Annotated in this window: 16 protein-coding genes and 1 tRNA gene; 9 read left to right on the forward strand and 8 right to left on the reverse strand. The window is 51.5% G+C overall.

What is annotated here, in order from left to right; genetic code table 11:
• Positions 1-20: 20 nt before the first annotated feature.
• The 3 genes from tyrS to DHN43_RS19435 form a co-directional block, all read right to left on the reverse strand.
• Positions 21-1,274 (reverse strand): tyrosine--tRNA ligase, encoded by a 1,254-nt coding sequence (tyrS, locus tag DHN43_RS19425; RefSeq protein ID WP_063305313.1) that lies wholly within the window; start codon positions 1,272-1,274, stop codon positions 21-23.
• Between the two features lie 193 nt (positions 1,275-1,467).
• Positions 1,468-1,851 (reverse strand): bleomycin resistance protein, encoded by a 384-nt coding sequence (locus DHN43_RS19430; RefSeq protein ID WP_108819749.1) that lies wholly within the window; start codon positions 1,849-1,851, stop codon positions 1,468-1,470.
• A gap of 704 nt (positions 1,852-2,555) precedes the next feature.
• Positions 2,556-2,981, reverse strand: coding sequence for a MarR family winged helix-turn-helix transcriptional regulator (locus DHN43_RS19435; RefSeq protein WP_063289041.1), 426 nt, complete (start codon positions 2,979-2,981; stop codon positions 2,556-2,558).
• Between the two features lie 166 nt (positions 2,982-3,147).
• Between DHN43_RS19435 and DHN43_RS19440 the strand changes: the two genes are divergently transcribed.
• Complete coding sequence (locus DHN43_RS19440) at positions 3,148-3,744, forward strand: YceI family protein (protein ID WP_057461794.1); 597 nt, start codon at positions 3,148-3,150, stop codon at positions 3,742-3,744.
• A 202-nt stretch (positions 3,745-3,946) separates the two neighbouring features.
• Here DHN43_RS19440 and glnA read toward each other — a convergent pair whose 3' ends face one another.
• Both glnA and DHN43_RS19450 read right to left on the reverse strand, forming a co-directional pair.
• A complete protein-coding gene (glnA, locus tag DHN43_RS19445) occupies positions 3,947-5,356 on the reverse strand; it encodes a type I glutamate--ammonia ligase (RefSeq protein WP_057461793.1) in 1,410 nt (469 codons plus the stop codon).
• 121 nt (positions 5,357-5,477) lie between these two features.
• Positions 5,478-5,816: a P-II family nitrogen regulator gene (locus DHN43_RS19450; RefSeq protein ID WP_057461792.1), complete on the reverse strand. Its 339-nt coding sequence runs from the start codon at positions 5,814-5,816 to the stop codon at positions 5,478-5,480.
• Positions 5,817-6,220: 404 nt separating this feature from the next.
• Between DHN43_RS19450 and DHN43_RS19455 the strand changes: the two genes are divergently transcribed.
• Positions 6,221-6,670, forward strand: coding sequence for a VOC family protein (locus DHN43_RS19455; RefSeq protein ID WP_063292442.1), 450 nt, complete (start codon positions 6,221-6,223; stop codon positions 6,668-6,670).
• Positions 6,671-6,711: 41 nt separating this feature from the next.
• Here the strand turns inward: DHN43_RS19455 and DHN43_RS19460 are convergent, their stop codons facing one another.
• The 3 genes from DHN43_RS19460 to DHN43_RS19470 all read right to left on the reverse strand — a co-directional run bounded on the left by DHN43_RS19460 (position 6,712) and on the right by DHN43_RS19470 (position 10,426).
• Entirely contained in the window at positions 6,712-8,502 is a 1,791-nt protein-coding gene (locus DHN43_RS19460) for a protein kinase domain-containing protein (protein WP_208995511.1), read from the reverse strand.
• 171 nt (positions 8,503-8,673) lie between these two features.
• A complete protein-coding gene (locus DHN43_RS19465) occupies positions 8,674-9,846 on the reverse strand; it encodes a protein kinase domain-containing protein (protein WP_208995512.1) in 1,173 nt (390 codons plus the stop codon).
• A 130-nt stretch (positions 9,847-9,976) separates the two neighbouring features.
• Complete coding sequence (locus DHN43_RS19470; RefSeq protein ID WP_208860435.1) at positions 9,977-10,426, reverse strand: type III secretion system chaperone; 450 nt, start codon at positions 10,424-10,426, stop codon at positions 9,977-9,979.
• 210 nt (positions 10,427-10,636) lie between these two features.
• Here DHN43_RS19470 and DHN43_RS19475 point away from each other — a divergent pair, with 210 nt between their 5' ends.
• From DHN43_RS19475 to lon, 7 genes are all read left to right on the forward strand, one after another.
• The gene (locus tag DHN43_RS19475; RefSeq protein WP_244306845.1) at positions 10,637-12,157 is read left to right on the forward strand and encodes an NAD(P)H-hydrate dehydratase; all 1,521 of its coding nucleotides are present in this window, start codon (positions 10,637-10,639) and stop codon (positions 12,155-12,157) included.
• Positions 12,158-12,356: 199 nt separating this feature from the next.
• Positions 12,357-12,716 carry a hypothetical protein gene (locus DHN43_RS19480; RefSeq protein WP_108819752.1) on the forward strand — a complete coding sequence of 120 codons (360 nt, stop codon included), beginning with the start codon at positions 12,357-12,359 and terminating at the stop codon, positions 12,714-12,716.
• Between the two features lie 201 nt (positions 12,717-12,917).
• Positions 12,918-13,000: transfer RNA gene (locus DHN43_RS19485), tRNA-Leu, on the forward strand.
• A 233-nt stretch (positions 13,001-13,233) separates the two neighbouring features.
• Entirely contained in the window at positions 13,234-14,580 is a 1,347-nt protein-coding gene (gene tig / locus DHN43_RS19490; protein WP_063292446.1) for a trigger factor, read from the forward strand.
• A 348-nt stretch (positions 14,581-14,928) separates the two neighbouring features.
• The gene (gene clpP, locus DHN43_RS19495) at positions 14,929-15,564 is read left to right on the forward strand and encodes an ATP-dependent Clp endopeptidase proteolytic subunit ClpP (RefSeq protein ID WP_057461786.1); all 636 of its coding nucleotides are present in this window, start codon (positions 14,929-14,931) and stop codon (positions 15,562-15,564) included.
• Positions 15,565-15,821: 257 nt separating this feature from the next.
• Positions 15,822-17,087 carry an ATP-dependent Clp protease ATP-binding subunit ClpX gene (clpX, locus tag DHN43_RS19500; RefSeq protein ID WP_057461785.1) on the forward strand — a complete coding sequence of 422 codons (1,266 nt, stop codon included), beginning with the start codon at positions 15,822-15,824 and terminating at the stop codon, positions 17,085-17,087.
• Positions 17,088-17,547: 460 nt separating this feature from the next.
• A complete protein-coding gene (lon, locus tag DHN43_RS19510; RefSeq protein ID WP_063289030.1) occupies positions 17,548-19,977 on the forward strand; it encodes an endopeptidase La in 2,430 nt (809 codons plus the stop codon).
• Positions 19,978-19,995: the final 18 nt, after the last annotated feature.

Genomic DNA, 19,995 nt, shown 5'->3' on the forward strand with positions numbered 1-19,995 from the left:
TATTGTGTTTAGTCAGACTGTTAGACTGGCTTTACAAGAACGTGTTTTTTCTTGCCAAGAGAAAGCTTGATCACGCCATCATCGGTCAGGTCAGCGTCGGTGATAGAGCGGTTGTGATCCTGTTCCGCCTTATCGTTGATACGGACAGCGCCGCCTTTAATGTTGCGACGGACTTCTCCGTTGGAAGAGCAAAGACCAGCGGTTACGAAAGCGTTGAGGATGCCGAGGCCTTCTTTTAGCTCTGTAGCGGCAATCTCGATGGTTGGCAGACCAGCGGCATTGGCGCCTTCTTCAAACGCCTTACGAGCTGTCTCAGCAGCTTTGTCAGCCTCGATACGGCCATGGAGCAGGGCGGTTGCTTCGGTTGCCAGAACCTTCTTGGCTTCGTTGATCTCAGCGCCTTCCATACCTGCCAGACGTTTGATCTCGTCCATTGGCAGAATGGTGAAGAGTTTCAGGAATTTCTCGACGTCAGCATCTTCGGTGTTGCGCCAGAACTGCCAGTAATCGTAGGGGCTGAGCATGTCTGCGTTGAGCCATACTGCGCCTGCTGCGGTTTTGCCCATCTTGGCACCGGATGCTGTGGTGAGCAGCGGGGTGGTGAGGGCGAAGAGTTCTTTGTCTGCAAGACGGCGACCAAGGTCTACGCCAGAGAGGATGTTGCTCCACTGATCAGAACCGCCCATCTGCAGACGGCAGTCTGTGCGGCGATGGATTTCGAGGTAATCGTAGCCCTGTAGGAGCATGTAGTTGAACTCGAGGAACGACAGGTGCTGTTCGCGTTCCAGACGCAGGCGCACGCTGTCGCGCTGGATCATCTGGTTGACGGAGAAGTAGCGGCCAACATCACGCAGGAAGTCCATGTAGTTGAGTTTGAGCAGCCAATCGGCGTTGTCCATCATCATTGCATCAGATGGGCCATCACCGAATTGCAAAAACTTTTCAAAGACTTGTTTGATGCCGTTTTTGTTGCCTTCGATGTCCTCATCGGTCAGCACTTTGCGGCTTTCGTCTTTGCCAGTCGGGTCGCCAACGCGTGTTGTGCCGCTGCCCATGAGGGTAATCGGACGGTGGCCGGTCTTCTGGAACCAATGCAGCATCATGATTTGTACAAGGGAGCCAACGTGCAGGCTGGAGGCTGTACAGTCAAAGCCAATATATGCGGTTACGGTCTCTTTCGCGCAAAGTTCGTCCAGACCTTCGGCGTTAGAGAGTTGGTGCAGGAAGCCGCGTTCTTCCATTGTCCGCATAAATTCGGATTTATATGAGCTCATTGGTCAAGCCTGTTCAATTTACTGAGTATTTCCAAGTTGAAAGGTCTATACCTGAGTTTTCAGCGGGATTCACTCGTTTTTTCTGGCAAGGCCCAAAAGCTGTGTTGGGGATTTGAGATTGTGCGGAGAATTTGGTGCTGAGGTGTGTTGAGTGAGTTCTCCGCAACGCAGGTGTGTTTCCTCTCTGTTCTGCTTAGAGCGGAATGCGGCCAAATTTCAATAGGTTGCCGTGAGGGTCGTGGATGTAAAACTCTTCCATATCCCAGGGGCGTCTGGTGAGTTGCGTGAAGCGAGGTTCGCTCTTGCCGTCCTCTGGAAGACCGAGTTTGCGATATTCTTCGTGAAGGTCGACGATGGGCCCTCCACGGAAATAAACGCTGCTGTTGTTGCACAGGTGCTTTTCTGTGGTGAGCCAGAAGTGGATTTCTAAAGTGTCTCTGCGCAGAATCAGAAAGTCGTCCTGTTCGTAAACGACGTTGGTAAAGCCGAGCTTGTCTGCGTAAAACGCTTTTGTTTCCTGAATGTTGAGGGAAGGAAGTGTGGGGAGAAGTTCAATTGTGTCGGCTGCTGCGGTCATTGTTTTCTCTAAAATATGAATGTAATTGGTATATTTTAGAGGGTGCGGACTACATTGCAATGGCCAAAAGAAAACCCCGCGTCCTTCTCGAAGGTCTAAACGGGGTTTTGCTTTTATAGTCGGATCGCCGCGATTTACCGTTTCAAGGCTATATGCTGGGGCGTTTGATATGATTTCCGCCCGTGTACGTCCGGGTTCGATCCGTGCTTACCGTCTGATGACGCTCGGTCGCTCAGGCCGTTTTGTAGTCTTGCTATATTGTAGCATCTTGCAGAGGGTCTTCATAAGTACCGAATTGCCTTTATAAAAACCGTACAACATGCAGGTCCGGTGGAGTCATTGGCTCTCCTTTTGTTGACCTGTACCTAACTTAGGAACGCTTGGGTTTTCTTTCAAGGGATGGGGGAGAAAATAGTTAGTGCTGCCTTAGTGAAGACACTCTATTTTTCCAAAAAAGCGCAAAAAAGAAGGCGATCCGGGAGGATCGCCTTTGAAGAGTATGCGGGTCTAATCAGCACGGTCAGATACTGATAACCTCATTGCACTTAAACGCAGTTTCGTGACGTGGTGATGACATATCCCCTTTGCGCTCTAATGTGCGTTGGTTTGCGTTCTTTCGTGTTTTCTTGCGTTGCTGTGTAGAGGTGCTGTGTTGCGCGTAAAGCCATTGTTTACTGTCACGACCCACTGGTCGATGAAAAAATCTAAACTAGCGCCTTCAAGGCTGCTGCAAGTTGGGTCGCGCCTTCCTTGCTGATTTTTGTATCGAGTTTTTCTTCCAGCATGCGCTCATAGGTTTGCCACATCTGGGCGCGGAGATCTTTTCCCTTTGAGGTGATGAAGAGGGTTTTGCCGCGCTTGTCCTTGAGGGCGGGTTTGCTCTCGACCAGCTGAGCCTTGGCGAGCGACTGGATCACACGGGAGAGGTTGGCCTGCTGGAAGAGGACACGTTGCTCCAACTCGAATTGCCTCAGGCCATCGGGTGCGTTCTCCAGTTCCCAGAGGATGTCATACCAGGAGAGAGGGGGGAAGCGCTCTGCTTTGAAGGCGCCTTCGATATCGGTGTAGATGGTCTTTTGCACTCTGTTGAGAGCGATCCAGAGAGAAACTGACTCTTTGCTGACAGACATCACATCCTCGTTATTTGCGCATTCCGCTCTTGAAAAAGGTTTCCGTTCATTTAGATGTATATACATGCATATACATTAACATGATAAAAATCAATAGGTTAATGATTGTGTATTTGCGGGAAACTGCAGTTTTATGTGACAAACAGAGATATGAGGCAGGAAAAGCATGAAGCATTTCACGAAATTCGCCGTTGTTGCGGCGTCACTTGCATTCACAGCGTCAGCGCAGGCTGCGAGCTACAAATTTGATCCGACCCATACCGAGGTCCGGTTTTACTACAATCATGCGGGACTGACAGAGCAGTCTGGTGAGTGGAAGGTTGTTGGCGGGGAAGTGGAGTTTGATCCGGCAAAGATTGAAGAAACGAAAGTCAGTGTGACCATTGATCCGGCAAGCGTGGATACGGGTGTTGAGCCGCTGGATGAGCATCTGAAAGGCTCTGACTTCTTTGACGCGGAGAAATTTCCTGAGATCACCTTCGTTTCCACATCCGTCAAGCAAACCGGGGCAACAGCTGTGACATTGGTGGGGGACCTGACCATCAGGGACCAAAAGCATCCGGTGGAACTGGACTTTCAGCTCAAACACAATGGCCCGCATCCGCTGGGAAGCTACTTTGATTACTATCAGGGGCAGTGGATCGGTGTAGAGGGCAAGGGAGCGATTTTGCGCAGTGACTTTGGTGTTGGTAAGTTTGCACCATTGACCAGCGATCGGGTGCGTCTTGAGATTTCTGCGGAGATGAGAGAGGGCGGCTGGTAAGCTCTCTGCTTTGCTGATGCAGCTTTGTATCGCCAGATGAGATCCGGGTGATGGAAAAAACAAAACCCCGACTGAGGCCAGCCGGGGTTTTATTGTGCCTAGATGAGAGGACTGCTTTTGAAAGGCGTCTCCTGATTTGAGCCGAAGCTCGTCTTATGGATACGCCATAGGTGCATTGGAGTTAAAGCAGTCCCTTCATAACTTAGACGGAGTAGTACATGTCGAACTCAACTGGGTGAGGGGTCATGTCGGTGCGCATGACTTCTTCCATCTTCAGTTCGATGTATGCGTCGATCTGGTCGTCATCGAATACGCCGCCTGCTTTGAGGTATTCACGGTCTGCATCGAGGCATTCCAGAGCTTCACGCAGAGATGCTGCAACAGTTGGGATCTCGGAGAGTTCTTCTGCTGGCAGATCATACAGGTTCTTATCCATTGCATCGCCAGGATGGATCTTGTTCTTGATGCCATCAAGGCCAGCCATCAGCTGTGCAGCGAACGCCAGATATGGGTTTGCGGAAGGATCCGGGAAGCGAACTTCAACGCGCTTGCCTTTTGGAGAAGATGTGAATGGAATACGGCAGGATGCAGAACGGTTCTGGGAAGAGTATGCCAGAAGAACTGGAGCCTCGTAGCCCGGTACCAGACGCTTGTAGGAGTTGGTGGACGCATTGGTGAATGCGTTCAGAGACTTCGCGTGCTTCAGGATACCGCCGATGAAGTACAGAGCATTCTCGGAAAGGTCAGCATACTGGCTGCCAGCAAAGGTTGGCTTGCCGTCTTCCCATAGGGAGAAGTGGCAGTGCATGCCGGTGCCGTTGTCGCCGAAGACTGGCTTAGGCATGAAGGTCGCGGACTTGCCATAAGCGTGTGCAACTTGGTGAACCACGTACTTGTAGATCTGCATGTGGTCAGCACAGGTTGTCAGGGTCTGGAACTGCATGCCGAGTTCGTGCTGAGCTGCTGCCACTTCGTGGTGGTGCTTTTCAACTTTAACGCCCATGTCGGACATGACGGTCAGCATTTCGGAACGGATGTCCTGCGCGCTGTCAATTGGTGGTACTGGGAAGTAGCCGCCTTTTGTGCGTGGACGGTGACCGAGGTTGCCGGACTCGTACTCGCTGTCCATGTTGGATGGCAGTTCGGAACAATCCAGCTTGAAGCCGGTGTTGTATGGGTCTGCTGCAAAGCGAACGTCGTCGAAGATGAAGAATTCAGCTTCCGGGCCAACGAATACGGTGTCGCCTGCGCCACATGCTTTTACATAGGCTTCAGCGCGTTTGGCTGTCATGCGTGGGTCACGGTTGTAACCTTCGCCTGTGCGTGGGTCGAGAACGTCACAGAAGATGGACATGGTGGACTGCGCGAAGAATGGGTCGATATGAGCTGTTTCCGGATCTGGCATCAGCATCATGTCGGATTCGTTGATTGCTTTCCAACCACCGATAGAAGAACCGTCAAATGCGACGCCCTCTGCGAACATGTCTTCGTTCACCTGGGAGATATCCATGGTGACGTGCTGCAGCTTGCCGCGCGGATCAGAAAAACGAAGATCTACGAACTTTACGTCTTTTTCCTGGATTTCTTTCAAGACATCAGCGGAGGTTGTCATAACTTCCTATTCCTCTTATTAAAATCGCCAGTGGCGCAGTGTTGTAAACTGGAAGACCAAGCGTGTGGGATCGTTGCCCCTAACTCATTCAGTCCTCGTGATTTCCTAGTGAAACTCTGGGTTAAACAGCGTCTTCGCCCGTCTCTCCCGTACGAATACGGATTGCTTCTTCGATGCTGGAGACAAAAATCTTGCCATCACCAATGCGGCCGGTCTGTGCGGCGTCGCGAATGGCTTCTACAGCTTTTTCTACAAGATCATCGTTGAGTACGATTTCCACCTTAACCTTTGGCAGGAAGTCCACCACGTACTCGGCGCCACGATAGAGTTCTGTATGACCCTTCTGGCGGCCAAATCCTTTTGCTTCGGTAACGGTGATCCCCTGAAGACCAACCTCCTGAAGTGCTTCTTTCACTTCATCCAGTTTGAACGGCTTAATGATCGCCTCAATTTTCTTCATGGTCTTCACACTCTCAGTTCGTCTTGTATCTGCGTGCGCTGCTGATCTGGCATGCTCTTAAAAATGATCAGCGCGTGTGCAGAAAGTTCGCGATTCAAAACTTACGGAAATATGAATGCAGAAACCGTGCCAGTTTTGAAATTTTCTTAAAAAGCCGCGAAAGCGGGCAGTTTGCTCCCTTAATAATAATGGGAAACTGCATCTGAAATATATCTGGTGCACAAACACTGCGCATAATGGTTAAAAAATAGGCAGTGTACCTTTTGTTCATCTCGCCTGAAACTAGGAGTTGGTTCCTTATGCAAGGCAGGGTTATGGTTGGTCGTGAAAAAGCTGTTGCAGATTTTGCGCGTTCCTATGGAAGCTGACAGTCAGTTTTTGGCATGCGCTTGAAGGAGCGAGTGATGAGGTTGGTTTCTCTCGACCATGTCGTGCTTACCGTTCATGATGTTGAACGTACCAGTCGTTTTTATCAGGATGTACTGGGTATGGAGGAGATCATATTCGGAGGCGGGCGGCGGGCCCTGCATTTTGGGCAGCAGAAGATCAACCTTCAGCCCATCGATGTGGATCATACTCCGATCGCACAGGAACAGGTGCCGGGGACCGCAGATCTCTGCTTTTTGGTTGAGAGTTTGGATTCGGCCATTGCGCGGTTGAGTGCTGCCGCCGTGACGATTGTTGAGGGGCCTGTGTTCCGCACAGGTGCCAGTTCGCCGATCCTGTCTGTCTACATTCGCGACCCTGACGGCAACCTGATTGAGCTTTCCCAGCCTCAGGATGTGGTGATTGCCAGTGATGAGCGGGAGGCTGCCAGGAATGTGAAGAAGAAGCCGCCAAAGTCCAATCGCTAGGCGTGTTGCCCAGCTCTGATCGTATGAAGCTAGCTTTTATCCTATGCAGATTTGGAGCTGGTTTGCTGCATGATGAAGTCGAGGACTTTTTTCGCTTCGTCCGGTTGCAGGAGCGGATCCTGTAAAAACTGGCTTTGCTGCATGTCGTCCAGGCTGCTTCTCTTCTTCGGATCGATCTGCATGGAATTGTTGACGAAGCGGGCGTACGCAGACTCGTAACTCTCGTTGTAATAACCAGGCTCTCCAACCAGATCAGGATCATCTGTTGGCGTGAGGGCTTTCTCCGGGCTGTTTTCTTCGCCGGTTTGAGATTTTGAGTTGCTCAGTTTGCGCACAACATGGAGGGCGAATGCATAAGGGCTGTCGCAATCCGGCGCGCCCAGAAGATTGGCTTCACCTTCACCTCCGCCATACACCATCTGGCCAATGGCATAGCCGTCCTGTTTATCGTCTAGGCGGTCACGATCTTCTGCGTCTTTGAAGGCGGCGGCGATGGCTTCCGGGCTGGAATACTCCGGGGTGCCGAAGTCCAGTGGATCTTCTCCAATGGTGCCTGCAAAACCAAAATCAGCGATCTTGAGGGATTGGCTGTTCTTGTCGAACAGGATGTTGCCCCCTTTGATGTCATTGTGACTGATGCCTGCCGCGTTGACATGCTTCAGTCCGTCAATCGCTTCATTCGCCATGAACTGTAAAGCGCCCCAATATTGAGAGTGGCTGAGCTTGTTCTCTTGGAGGAGTTCTTCGGCCCCTTCGAAAAGGTCACCTGCTTCACAGCCTTCCACGTATTCCATGGCAAGACCGGTTTCGCCGTCGATCTCGTGTATTCCGTAGCACTGTACAACGTTCTTATGCGGGCCGGCGGCCATCAGCTTCCCGTAGATCTGGGCTTCTTTTTGCAGGGCGTCTTTGCCTTTTTGTGACCGTGCGGTCTTGAACGCAATGGACTTTCCGCTTTTCTCGTCCGTGTACAAGCTCACTTCCCCGAAAGATCCAGCCCCCAGTCGTTTGGCGCGTTTGAGATTGTCGGAGGGGAGAGCCATTGTTGCTGGTGCTTCCGTGCTCTCGTCCTCCTCGGAGAGGCTTGGCTCGTCGACGCTGCTGACTGTGAACCTGTTGGTGGGGGAAGCTGTGGGTGTTAGTGGTTGCTCTAGCTCATCTTCTGAGGGGCTGTCCTCGTCCACATTGCTGACTGTGAACCTGTTGGCGGGGGAAGGTGTGGGTGCTGGTGATTGCTCCAGCTCATCTTCTGAGGGGCTGTCCTCGTCTACATTGCTGACTTCAAACCTGCTTGCGGCGGGCTGTGGCTGTTCCGGCTCTGTGTCGCTTTCTTCATCCTCTGAGAAGCTTGGCTCGCTGACGCTGCTGACTGTGAACCTGTTGGTGGGGGAAGGTTTGGGTGTTAGTGGTTGCTCTAACTCATCTTCTGAGGGGCTGTCCTCGTCCACATTGCTGACTTCAAACCGGTTTGCGGCGGGCTGTGGTTGTTCCGGCTCTGTGCCGCTCTCTTCATCCTCGGAGAAGCTTGGTTCGCTGACGCTGCTGACTGTGAACCTGTTGGCGGGGGAAGCTGTGGGTGTTAGTGGTTGCTCCAACTCGTCATCGCTCTCCTCGTCTTCTGAAGAGCTGATTTCTTCGACGTCGCTGACGGTGAACCGGCTGCTGGCGGCCATGTGGGGATGGTCGAAATCGGGTTCTGTCTGGCCGTCCTCTGCTGAACTCTCACTCAGGCCCAGCAGGATGATGACATTGTCTGCCCACGCGCTGATCTGGGCATCCTGAGTTGATGGATCATTCGACGGGTTCTGAAGAGGACGAGGCGACTTTGTCATATTACAGGTCTTGAGCTGTTTGCGATCGTTTGCTCACTCCACTGTAAACAGAGGCGATGTTGTTAAGGTGTATCGAAATGGAGGGATGTGATTAAAATGTCCCTGAAGGGGCGCAACAAAAAAGCCGACCAAGAGGCCGGCTTTCTGATGGTTATCATTGCAAGGAGCAGATCAGGTTTGTTGCATGAGAGCTGCGAGTTCTGCCTTGTGGTCTTCTTCCATCTTGGTCATGAGGCCTGAGATCACCTGACGGGCTTCGTCTGGCTGACATAAAGGGTCAGAGATGAAGTTGGTCTTCAGGAGCTCTTCTGCGGTGCCACGCACATCGATGTCCAGCAGGGTTGAGATATTGACGAACTCAACATAAGCGGTTTCGCCGCCCTTGCCGAAATGGCCCGGTGTGCCTGCAACGGCTGGGTCATCGGCCTGATTGAGCGCTTGATACTCAATGGTCTCGCCGCGACGCTCGATATCTCGAAGTTTGGAATGCATTGCAAAGCCAAGCGCGGCTGGCTCACCGGTATTTTGTGCACCAAATAAATTCTCAGCATGTTCGCCTGCGCGGTAGGTCATCTGACCAACCGCAAAGGTGTCCTGCTTCTCATTGGCGCGTGGCTTGTCTCCATCTTTGTGGGGAAGAGACAAAAGAGCTTCCGGAGCTGAATGGTCCGGAGTGCCAATAGTGACAGGATCAATGCCGATTTTTGCAGCGCTGCCAAAGTCGACGATTTTAATCGCCTGACTTTCCTTGTCATAAAGGAGGTTGCCGCCCTTTATGTCGCTGTGGCTGATGCCTGCCTGTGCCAGATGGTGCACGCCGCTCAGAACGTCGCGCATAATGAACTGCACGGTGCCCCAGTACTGGGAATGGCTGAGCTTGTTGTTTGTGTAAAGCTTTTCGGCAGTGGTGAAGAGCTTGCCTGCTTCGTAGCCTTCCACATGCTCAAGGGCGAGGCCCTGTACGCCCTGAACTTCGACGATGCCCATGCTTTTGACGATATTATCGTGAGGACCGATCTGGGCAAGTTTGCCGTAGACCTGTGCTTCTTGCTGCAGGGCGTGCCAACCGGCTTCGGTGCTTGCGACTTTAAATGCGAAGGACTTGCCGTCCTGATTGACAAGATAGACTTCACCATTGGCACCAGCACCAAGGCGCTTGGCATTTTGCTCAAGCGCGGTGCGGTCTGCTTCAAAAGGGGCGGTTGCCTCCTGCGTTACACTTTCTGAACTGGTTTGGCTCGGTGGCTTTATCCGGTTTGCGAGCGTTTCAGTTGAAGCGGTGTCGAGGGGCTTCGTATTACTTGTTGTTGGCGGTGTTGAGCCCTTTTGGGTCTCAACAGACACGCCGCGCGCTTCCAACTTCTCTGATTTTTTTGGCGCAGAGTTTTGTTGTGCACTTACGTCGTTCTGGAGTTGGCTCTGATCAACTGGAGTATGCTTGGGAGAGTTGACGGAATGCATGGGTGAGAGACCTTTACAGGCGAATAGACGTCGTGCTCCAGTCCGGTTCTACGGCTTTGGAGGTTTGGGTGGATTTCGTTTCAGAAAGCCGTGCGCATACCTGCTCGCGAATTTGCATCAGGTTGACCAGTGTGTTCTCCAGTGCAAGGTCATCTGTGAACCGGAGTGTGGCCTGAGCATTCAGTTGCAAGTCACCAGATTGAGACAGTCCGAGGAACGCTCCGCGGAGGAGGTCCACATCCTGATTGAGCTCCAAAGCCGCCTTCAGTGTGTTTTTATCTTCTGCAAGAAGGAGGCTGGTGCTTATATAAATGAGGTCCGAGCTTTCATTGAGTTCGACCGACCAACGACTTCCGTTTGCTTCTTCAATAAGAAATAGTCCAGTATCAGGCTGGGTGGTCATACCCAGACGTCGTGCGAAAGCAGTCATTAGCTGGTCGTAGTGGGCTCGTCTCTCGTGCATGTTTTCGTAGTTTTCCCAAAGTGGTGCGCTGGTATCAACATTTACTCAGGAAGTGCCTCTTAAATCTGTGCCTTTTAGCACTAGCTTATGTTTTGTGATTTTTCGTGATCGAAAAAACGTCGCGGCAGCTGGGTAATGATGAACCAATTTCTTAGGGATAATGGGTAATAAATTTCTCAGAGCCTGACGAATAGGGAAATGGAGAGCTTTATGCATGAGTTGTTGACACCATTGCAGATGAAGAAGGCAGATCGCCTGACCATCGAGGGTGGCTTTCCCGGTATTGAGTTGATGCATAATGCGGGCAAGGCTGTGTTTGAGGTGATGCGCCAGATTCTGCATCCCTATTCGCGAGTTCTTGTGTTCTGCGGTCCCGGAAACAACGGCGGAGACGGCTTTGTTGTTGCGCAGCTTGCGGACAATGAGGGCTTTAATGTTTCTGTCGGGCTGGTGTGTGATCCAGAAACTCTCGAAGGCGATGCGGAGCTTGCCTATGACGAGATGGATCTTGATTTAACCTCAATGGATAACATGCGGGCTGCGCTGGAAGAGCTGGGTGAGGACGACGTTGTTGTTGACGCCTTGTTTGGTGCGGGTCTCTCTCGTCCTTTAGATGATGAAGTTCTGGCGCTTGTGCAGCACATCAATGACAGTCCGGCGCAATGTGTCGCAGTTGATCTGCCCTCCGGTGTGAGTGGCCGCAGTGGCGCTGTGCTGGGTGAGGCTGTGCATGCAGATATGACGGTTACGTTTTTTCGCGCCAAGCCGGGGCACTACCTTTATCCGGGCCGGGGACATTGCGGTGAGATCGTTATTGAGCAGATCGGACTGGAGGACGCTGTCTTAGAGGAGGTTGGGCCAACCGCCTTTTACAACTGCGACAAGATTTGGGGAGATCTTCCCGATCAGCCGGCTGTGGCAGGGCATAAATATAACAGGGGGCACACTGTTGTTGTGAGTGGTCCCAAGTTTGCCACTGGTGCAAGCCGTCTTGCTGCGCTGGGCGCACAGCGGGCAGGCAGCGGGCTTGTGACTGTGGTGGCGCGGGAGCAGGCGGCTCTGGTCCATGCCGCGCATCTGACGAGTATCATGATCCGTCCGGCTGAACGTATTGCCGACTTTGAGCGTATTTTGGAAGATGAGCGGCTCAACTCCGTGGTGATCGGACCGGCAGCCGGTATTGGCCGCGAGACGCAGGAGCGGGTTGCTGAGTGCCTTTCCGGAGCGCGCGGTGTGGTTCTGGATGCGGATGCGCTTTCGTCCTTTGAGGAAAAGCCGGAGCACTTGTTTGCCTACATTGCGGATTCTGACTGCGCTGGGCGTGTTGTGCTCACACCTCATGAGGGGGAGTTCCGTCGGTTGTTTCCTGATTTGTATGATCCCACGTCCACAGATTGCAAAGTGGAGCGCACCAAGAAGGCCGCGAAACAGGCTGGTGCTGTGGTTGTGCTGAAGGGGGCGGATACGGTGATTGCAGACCCTGAGGGCCATGTGTCCATCAATGCCAGTGGCACGCCCTGGCTTGCAACAGCAGGGTCTGGTGATGTGCTGGCGGGTGTGATTGCCGGATATCTGGCGCAAGGACTTGGTGGTTATGAAGCCGCTGCGAAAGGTGTTTGGGTGCATGGCCGGGCTGCTGAGATTGCCGGAGCCGGGCTTATTGCGGAAGATCTGGTTTCGCATATTCCGGATGTGCTCACCGAGCTGGTTCAATTTTTGGGTGATTTTTAAAGCTTCCCCGCCCAAGGGATGGGTTTAGCTGCTGAGATATCCGGTGGGAATCATCAATATTTGTGATAATTAATCTACGAAACGTCATGCGTATCATTTAGTGAGACAAGCAATGCGATAGGCAGACGAGAGAAGGGGGAGGGTTGCGCGTAAAACGTGTGATCGTCTTCGCCTTCGGGACGATATTACGGATATTCTTATGAGCAAGACGACACAGCACTCTGCAGCACTCCGCCAGATCATCGAGGCGCTGGCACCGTTTAAAGACCATGATGCTAAAATGCAGGTCTCGACGGTTTTGACATTGCTTGAAATTGCCGTTCATCAGGAGGAGGGGGTGACGATCCATCCTCATGGCCTTCAAAAGAAGATTGGTTACCAATCAGGAACCGCGACCCGCAACATCTATTATTGGTGCGAAGGGCACAAGGATGTGCGTGGTGGACATAACTATGCCCGTGTTGAAGCGGATAAAACGGATGGTCGCCGCCGGGAGTTGTATCTGACCGAAAAAGGCGTGGCTTTTATGCAGCGGGTTCTAACGCCACTTTGTGAGTGAGCGGAGTGGCTTGCTGGCTGGCAATGCACGAGCCAGAAAAGAAAAAGGATGTGATGCGATCTCCTGCTTGAGAAATTAGCCCCGGATTGTCGTAATGCACAGTTTCATAGGTAGAAATGGCGTGGAAAACCGAGAACTGGGCATAAACAGCGTATTAGGTGGTTGACTTCTCTTAGGTTCCCATTTAGCTACCCCTCCAACGCGGCTGTGGCGAAATTGGTAGACGCACTAGATTTAGGTTCTAGCGGGAGACCGTGGGGGTTCGAGTCCCTCCAGCCGCACCATATCCCCGGTGATACGGTGCATAAATAAACGACCGTAGCTTATCGGAAACGGAAAAGTTGAGGGCGTTGTCGAGGTTCGGTTTATGCTCACCTTTTCGTCAGGCGGATAAGAGCTGAGGGATTTTCTCCCGAAGCGTTTTCCCCCCTTCGAAATTGGTGTTATGTTTACCGTGCTGGGACAAACCATATTGGTTTGTCGGTACGCGTCCTAAATCAAGGACGAAGCAAAGACCATGCAGGTATCAGAAACCCTGGCCGAGGGCCTAAAGCGCGAACTCAAAGTCGTTATCCCGGCGACGGATCTGGCGACCCGCCTCGATGAATATCTTAATGACATGAAGTCAAAGGTAAACATTAACGGCTTCCGTCCGGGTAAAGTTCCAGTTTCTCATCTCAAAAAAGTTCATGGCCGTCAGGCAATGGGTGAGCTGATCGGTAACCTGATCAACGAAACCACTGCTAAGACCATTGAAGAGCGCAAAGAAAAGCCAGCTCTTCAGCCAGAAATCGATCTTTCTGACGATGATGCTGAGAAAGTTTTGGCTGGTGAAGCAGATCTCGCTTACACCATCTCCTATGAAGTTCTGCCACAGTTCGACATCGTAGATTTCTCTGCGATTGAACTTGAACGCCCAATCGTTGAAATTTCCGAAGACGAAGTTGACGAGCAGGTTAAGCAGATCGCAGAAAGCAACCGTCCATTTGAAGCGCGCGAAGAAGGTGCTGCTGCTGAAGACGGTGACCGCGTTACCATGCATTACCTCGGCAAGCTTGACGGCGAGCCATTTGAAGGTGGTGAAGATGAGAACGGTCAGCTGGTTCTGGGTTCTGGTCAGTTCATTCCTGGCTTTGAAGAGCAGATCGTTGGCCTGAAAATCGGTGACAAAAAAGTCATCGACGTGACCTTCCCTGAAGAATACGGCGCAGCAAACCTTGCTGGTCGCGCAGTTACCTTCGACATCGACGTTAAAGGCATTGAAGCTGCTGGCGAAGTTTCCATTGATGATGAAATGGCAACCAAGCTGGGTCTTGAATCCCTTGAGAAGCTGAAAGAAATCGTTCGTGGCCAGATTGAAAGCCAGTTCGGTGCAGCTACCCGTCAGAAAGTAAAGCGCGCTCTGCTGGACAAGCTGGACGAAGAGTACTCCTTCGAGCTGCCTGAAAAACTTCTGGAAACAGAATTTGACGGTGTCTGGAAGCAGGTTGAAGCTGACATGCAGCAGTCCGGTAAAACCTTCGAAGACGAAGAAACAACCGAAGACGAAGCTAAAGCTGAATACCGCAAGATCTCTGAGCGCCGTGTACGTCTCGGTCTGGTTCTTTCTGAAGTTGGTGAGCAGAACAAAGTTCAGGTTACCGACGAAGAAGTTCAGAAGGCTCTGTTCGACCGCGTTCGTCAGTTCCCAGGTCAGGAACAGCAGGTGTTCGAATTCTACAAGAACAACGAACAGGCTCTCGCTTCCTTGCGTGCCCCAATCTACGAAGAGAAGGTTGTGGACTACATTCTGGAACTCGCGAAAGTTTCCGACAAAGTTGTGTCTAAAGAAGAGCTGATGGCTCAGGACGAAGACGAAGCATAATTGTTGGGATTACCCAAGAATTTCGGAAAGGGGGCCTTGTGCCCCCTTTTTCTTTTTTGACATCTTGAATTTTGAGGTGGAAAGCCGAAATATCTGAAGCCGTCTTAAGTGCATAGGCCCAATGTGGTCTTTAAGCTCCCTTATAATTGGGATAAGACTATCGGGTCTTATGGAAACACTCCATAAACCTTGTGGCTTTACCTTTTGGCAAGTGCCTTTAAGACAAGGGCGACATCCCGTGGGTGGGCGTGGCGCTTTTTTCGACATAAGTTTCTTGCAGGCTTACCGGAATGCCGGATAAGTTACCGAGCTTCACGAAGCTTTCTGCATATTTAAAATGGATGACGCATGACCGATCCTGTTGAGTATTTCACGAACAGCCTGGTGCCAATGGTTGTAGAGCAAACCAACCGGGGTGAGCGGGCCTATGATATCTTCTCAAGGTTGTTGAAGGAACGTATTATCTTCCTGACCGGTCCTGTGGAAGATACTGTGGCTACACTGGTGTGTTCCCAGTTGCTTTATCTGGAAGCGGAAAACCCGAACAAAGAAATTGCACTTTATATCAATTCCCCGGGTGGTGTTGTGACCAGTGGTCTTGCTATTTATGACACTATGCAGTTTATCCGTCCGAAGATTTCAACTCTTTGTATCGGTCAGGCTGCAAGCATGGGTTCCCTGCTTTTGGCTGCTGGTGAAAAGGGTATGCGCTTTTCTTTGCCAAACAGCCGCGTCATGGTTCACCAGCCTTCCGGTGGTTTCCGCGGGCAGGCGGCAGACATTATGCTGCATGCACAGGAAATTCTGAAGCTGAAGCGTCGCCTTAATGAGATCTATGTTGATCATACGGGTCAGACTCTTGATGCTGTTGAAGAAGCGCTTGAACGTGATAACTTTATGAGTGCAGATGCGGCGAAAGAGTTCGGTCTGATTGATAACGTTATTGAAAATCGTGAGAGCTTGAACGTTATCGAACCAGCTTAAAGCCGGTTTTATAAAGTAACTCGCGCGCAAGTTTTTTTAACAGGGAATGAACTTTGCGTGCGAGGCTTAAAGGAATGTTGATTATTGCGAGCCAAATATCGCATAAGAGAATGGCTATTAGTGATTTCCAAAGCTTCCCTCTGGAAGCGGAACACAAAACGCGATAAGTCAGTAGAACGTCGCGGCGAAAGTATCGCTGTCGAACTAAGAATTCTAACAGGGGCTGTGTCCCTTGAAACGATGCGGGGTTATATCTCATGAGCAAAGCCAGCGGCAGCGACAGCAAGAATACGCTTTACTGCTCGTTTTGCGGAAAAAGCCAGCATGAGGTCCGTAAGCTGATTGCGGGTCCGACCGTATTCATCTGCGATGAGTGCGTCGAGCTCTGCATGGACATTATTCGCGAAGAAAACAAATCTTCGCTTGTGAAGTCTCGTGATGGGATTCCGACACCTCAGGAAATTCGTGGTGTTCTTGATGATTACGTGATTGGTCAGGGCCGAGCCAAAAAGGTTCTGTCTGTAGCGGTTCATAACCACTACAAGCGCCTGAATCATGCTTCCAAGAACAACGATGTTGAACTTGCTAAGTCCAACATCCTTCTGGTTGGTCCTACCGGATGTGGTAAAACCCATCTGGCACAAACGCTCGCCCGAATTCTGGATGTTCCGTTTACGATGGCTGACGCAACCACGCTGACTGAAGCGGGTTACGTTGGTGAAGACGTTGAAAATATTATTCTGAAGCTGCTTCAGTCCGCAGACTACAATGTTGAGCGTGCGCAGCGCGGTATTGTCTACATCGATGAGGTGGACAAAATTACCCGCAAGGCAGAAAACCCATCCATCACCCGTGACGTTTCTGGTGAAGGTGTTCAGCAGGCACTGCTGAAGATCATGGAAGGGACTGTTGCCTCTGTTCCGCCGCAAGGTGGTCGTAAGCATCCGCAGCAGGAATTCCTGCAGGTAGATACAACAAACATTTTGTTTATCTGCGGTGGTGCATTTGCTGGTCTGGACAAGATCATTTCTGACCGTGGTCGCAAAACCTCTATCGGCTTTGCTGCTTCTGTGCTTGCACCTGAAGATCGCAAGACCGGTGAGTTGTTCTCTGAGCTTGAGCCTGAAGATCTGCTGAAGTTTGGTCTTATTCCTGAGTTTGTTGGCCGTTTGCCGGTTATTGCAACTCTTGAAGATCTGGATGAAGACGCTTTGGTGTCCATCTTGAGTGAACCTAAGAATGCGCTTGTTGCGCAGTATCAGCGTTTGTTCGAAATGGAAAACGTAGAGCTGACCTTCCATGAAGACGCTCTGAAGGCAGTTGCCCGACGTGCGATTGAACGAAAGACCGGTGCTCGCGGACTGCGTTCTATTCTGGAAGCAATTCTGCTGGAAACCATGTACGAGCTTCCTGGCCTTAAGGGTGTGAAGGAAGTTGTGATTTCCGGTGAGGTGGTCGACGGCGATGCGCGTCCTTTGTACATTTACGAGGATCGTGCGGAGAATTCAGCAACCAGCGCGTAAGGCGATGGGGACTGATGAGCCAGTAGGCTTCGCTCACGGGTATTGAGTTTAATTTGGGCGGTAACTTCTTGAAAAAAGTGCCGCCCATTTTTTGTCTCATGTGTCTAGCATGATGATGCGTATGAGTGTTCTGCGTAAACGCGAACCAAGACCGGGAAGGATGGTGTTCCAGCTTAAGTGTGAGGACGATCAAACGGTGTTATACGCTCCTGATAACAGGAAAAAAGCTTATAATATCAACAGATCGCTGAAAGACTTGGAAGCGGAGTGCTTGACACTTGGAGGCGGTGTCTCCACCTAATAGGTCTAGTTCGCAGCTTGGCGAATTTGTTTGTGCCCGTTTTGGGGCGAGTGAATTCGGCCCTCGAAATTCTACGAGTGCCCTAAGGGCCTTAGTCGATTTTTATGTTGCGCTTTTTCGTAGCTTTCGTTGGAAAGCTGCAATTTGAAAGGAATAGAGATGGCTGACAATGAAATGCGCCCGGAAGAAGAGACAGAAAACTCTGTTTTTCCTGTTCTCCCACTGCGCAACATCGTCGTATTCCCTCATATGATCGTGCCGCTGTTTGTAGGGCGCGAGAAATCGATCCGTGCTCTGGAAGAGGTGATGGAGTCTGACAAGCAGATTTTGCTTGCGACCCAGATGAACGAGGCGGATGACGATCCGGATACCGATCAGATTTACAAAGTCGGTACCCTTGCAACAGTTTTGCAGCTGCTGAAGCTGCCAGATAACACCGTAAAAGTTTTGGTTGAAGGTGGAGCACGTGCCGAAATCGGCAAGTTCACTGATCGCGAAGACCTTTATGAAGCAGAAGCCGTTATTCTTGATGAAGCTGGCGGTGACGAGGTTGAGGTCGAGGCTCTTGGCCGTTCAGTGATTTCCGAGTTCGAGAACTACGTGAAGCTGAACAAAAAGGTGTCTCCTGAGGTTCTCGGCGCTGTTAATCAGATTGACGACTTCTCGAAGCTTGCTGATACCATTGCATCCCACCTTGCTGTGAAGATCCAGGACAAGCAGGAACTGCTTGGCACTGTGGCTGTCACCGACCGCCTTGAGAAGGTGCTGGGCATGATGGAGAGCGAGATCTCCGTTCTGCAGGTGGAAAAGCGCATCCGCTCCCGCGTGAAGCGCCAGATGGAGAAAACCCAGCGCGAGTACTATTTGAATGAGCAGATGAAGGCCATTCAGAAAGAACTCGGCGATGGTGAAGATGGCCGTGATGAACTTGCTGAGCTGGAAGAGCGCGTTGCGAAGACGAAGCTGTCCAAGGAAGCTCGCGAGAAGGCGAATGCTGAGCTGAAGAAGCTCAAGCAGATGAGCCCGATGTCTGCGGAAGCGACTGTGGTTCGCAACTACCTTGACTGGCTGATCGGCATTCCGTGGAGCAGGAAGTCCAAGGTTAAGCATGACCTGACGCTTGCCGAGAAGGTTCTGGATACCGATCACTTTGGCCTTGAGAAGGTCAAGGAACGCATTGTGGAGTACCTTGCAGTGCAGAAGCGCGCGAATAAGCTGCGCGGCCCTATCCTGTGTCTTGTTGGCCCTCCAGGCGTTGGTAAAACGTCTCTTGGTAAATCTATCGCGAAAGCAACCGGACGTGAATTTGTACGCATGTCTCTTGGTGGCGTGCGTGATGAGGCTGAAATTCGCGGTCACCGCCGCACTTACATCGGCTCCATGCCGGGTAAAGTCATTCAGTCCATGAAGAAAGCGAAGAAGTCTAACCCGCTGTTCCTGCTCGATGAGATCGACAAGATGGGTATGGATTTCCGTGGCGATCCGTCTTCCGCTCTGCTTGAGGTTCTTGACCCTGAGCAGAACGGTAGCTTCATGGATCACTACCTCGAAGTGGAATACGACCTGTCCGACGTCATGTTTGTGACCACAGCCAATACGCTGAACATTCCGGGTCCACTGATGGACCGTATGGAGGTCATCCGTATTGCTGGTTACACTGAAGATGAGAAGATCGAGATCTGCCGTCGTCACCTGTTGCCAAAGGCTGTGAAGAACCACGGTCTGAAGGATGGTGAGTTCGAAGTGTCTGACGGCGCTTTGCAGAAGACCATCCGTCTTTACACCCGTGAAGCTGGTGTGCGTAACCTTGAGCGTGAGATGAGCACTCTGGCCCGTAAGGCTGTGAAGGACATTCTGGTCAACGACAAGAAGACCATCAAAGTGGATGAAGAGCTGATTGAGGAATACCTCGGTGTGCCTCGCTTCCGCTTCGGTCAGGTTGAAGATGAAGATCAGGTTGGTGTTGTCACCGGTCTGGCATGGACTGAAGTGGGCGGCGAGTTGCTGACCATTGAAGGTGTCATGATGCCAGGTAAGGGCAAGATGACCGTAACCGGCAACCTGCGCGATGTGATGAAAGAGTCCATCTCGGCTGCTGCCTCTTACGTTCGTTCCCGTTCAGAAGACTTCGGCATTGAGCCTCCGCTCTTCGAAAAGCGCGAACTGCATGTTCACGTTCCAGAAGGAGCTACTCCAAAGGATGGTCCATCTGCTGGTATCGCCATGGCGACAACTGTTATCTCCGTGATGACCGGTATTCCGGTTCGTCGTGATGTGGCGATGACAGGTGAGATCACACTGCGTGGCCGCGTGCTGCCAATCGGTGGTCTGAAAGAGAAGCTTCTGGCTGCTCTTCGTGGTGGCATCAAGAAGGTTCTGATCCCAGCGGATAACGCGAAGGATCTGGCTGATATTCCTGACAATGTGAAGAATGAATTGGAAATTATTCCAGTCGCTCGCATGGACGAAGTGCTTGAACATGCTCTTGTTCGTATGCCTGAAGCCATCGAATGGAGCGAAGAGGAAGAAAAGTCCAGCTCTGAAGCACTGGTCAAAGATGACAAGGGTTCAGGGGTCGTCGCACACTGAACCAGAGCGTCTGCTTGT

The sequence above is a fragment of the Pseudovibrio sp. Alg231-02 genome, assembly GCF_900143565.1.
GTDB lineage: Bacteria > Pseudomonadota > Alphaproteobacteria > Rhizobiales > Stappiaceae > Pseudovibrio.

Bases quoted from the DNA above. Each gene is read 5' to 3' on its own strand.
- DHN43_RS19440 (WP_057461794.1), top strand. From the start codon at position 3,148: ATGAAGCATTTCACGAAATTCGCCGTTGTTGCGGCGTCACTTGCATTC.
- DHN43_RS19450 (WP_057461792.1), bottom strand. From the start codon at position 5,816: ATGAAGAAAATTGAGGCGATCATTAAGCCGTTCAAACTGGATGAAGTG.
- DHN43_RS19435 (WP_063289041.1), bottom strand. From the start codon at position 2,981: ATGTCTGTCAGCAAAGAGTCAGTTTCTCTCTGGATCGCTCTCAACAGA.
- tig (WP_063292446.1), top strand. From the start codon at position 13,234: ATGCAGGTATCAGAAACCCTGGCCGAGGGCCTAAAGCGCGAACTCAAA.
- tyrS (WP_063305313.1), bottom strand. From the start codon at position 1,274: ATGAGCTCATATAAATCCGAATTTATGCGGACAATGGAAGAACGCGGC.
- lon (WP_063289030.1), top strand. From the start codon at position 17,548: ATGGCTGACAATGAAATGCGCCCGGAAGAAGAGACAGAAAACTCTGTT.
- glnA (WP_057461793.1), bottom strand. From the start codon at position 5,356: ATGACAACCTCCGCTGATGTCTTGAAAGAAATCCAGGAAAAAGACGTA.
- DHN43_RS19455 (WP_063292442.1), top strand. From the start codon at position 6,221: ATGAGGTTGGTTTCTCTCGACCATGTCGTGCTTACCGTTCATGATGTT.
- clpX (WP_057461785.1), top strand. From the start codon at position 15,822: ATGAGCAAAGCCAGCGGCAGCGACAGCAAGAATACGCTTTACTGCTCG.
- DHN43_RS19470 (WP_208860435.1), bottom strand. From the start codon at position 10,426: ATGCACGAGAGACGAGCCCACTACGACCAGCTAATGACTGCTTTCGCA.
- DHN43_RS19480 (WP_108819752.1), top strand. From the start codon at position 12,357: ATGAGCAAGACGACACAGCACTCTGCAGCACTCCGCCAGATCATCGAG.
- DHN43_RS19460 (WP_208995511.1), bottom strand. From the start codon at position 8,502: ATGACAAAGTCGCCTCGTCCTCTTCAGAACCCGTCGAATGATCCATCA.
- DHN43_RS19475 (WP_244306845.1), top strand. From the start codon at position 10,637: ATGCATGAGTTGTTGACACCATTGCAGATGAAGAAGGCAGATCGCCTG.
- clpP (WP_057461786.1), top strand. From the start codon at position 14,929: ATGACCGATCCTGTTGAGTATTTCACGAACAGCCTGGTGCCAATGGTT.
- DHN43_RS19430 (WP_108819749.1), bottom strand. From the start codon at position 1,851: ATGACCGCAGCAGCCGACACAATTGAACTTCTCCCCACACTTCCTTCC.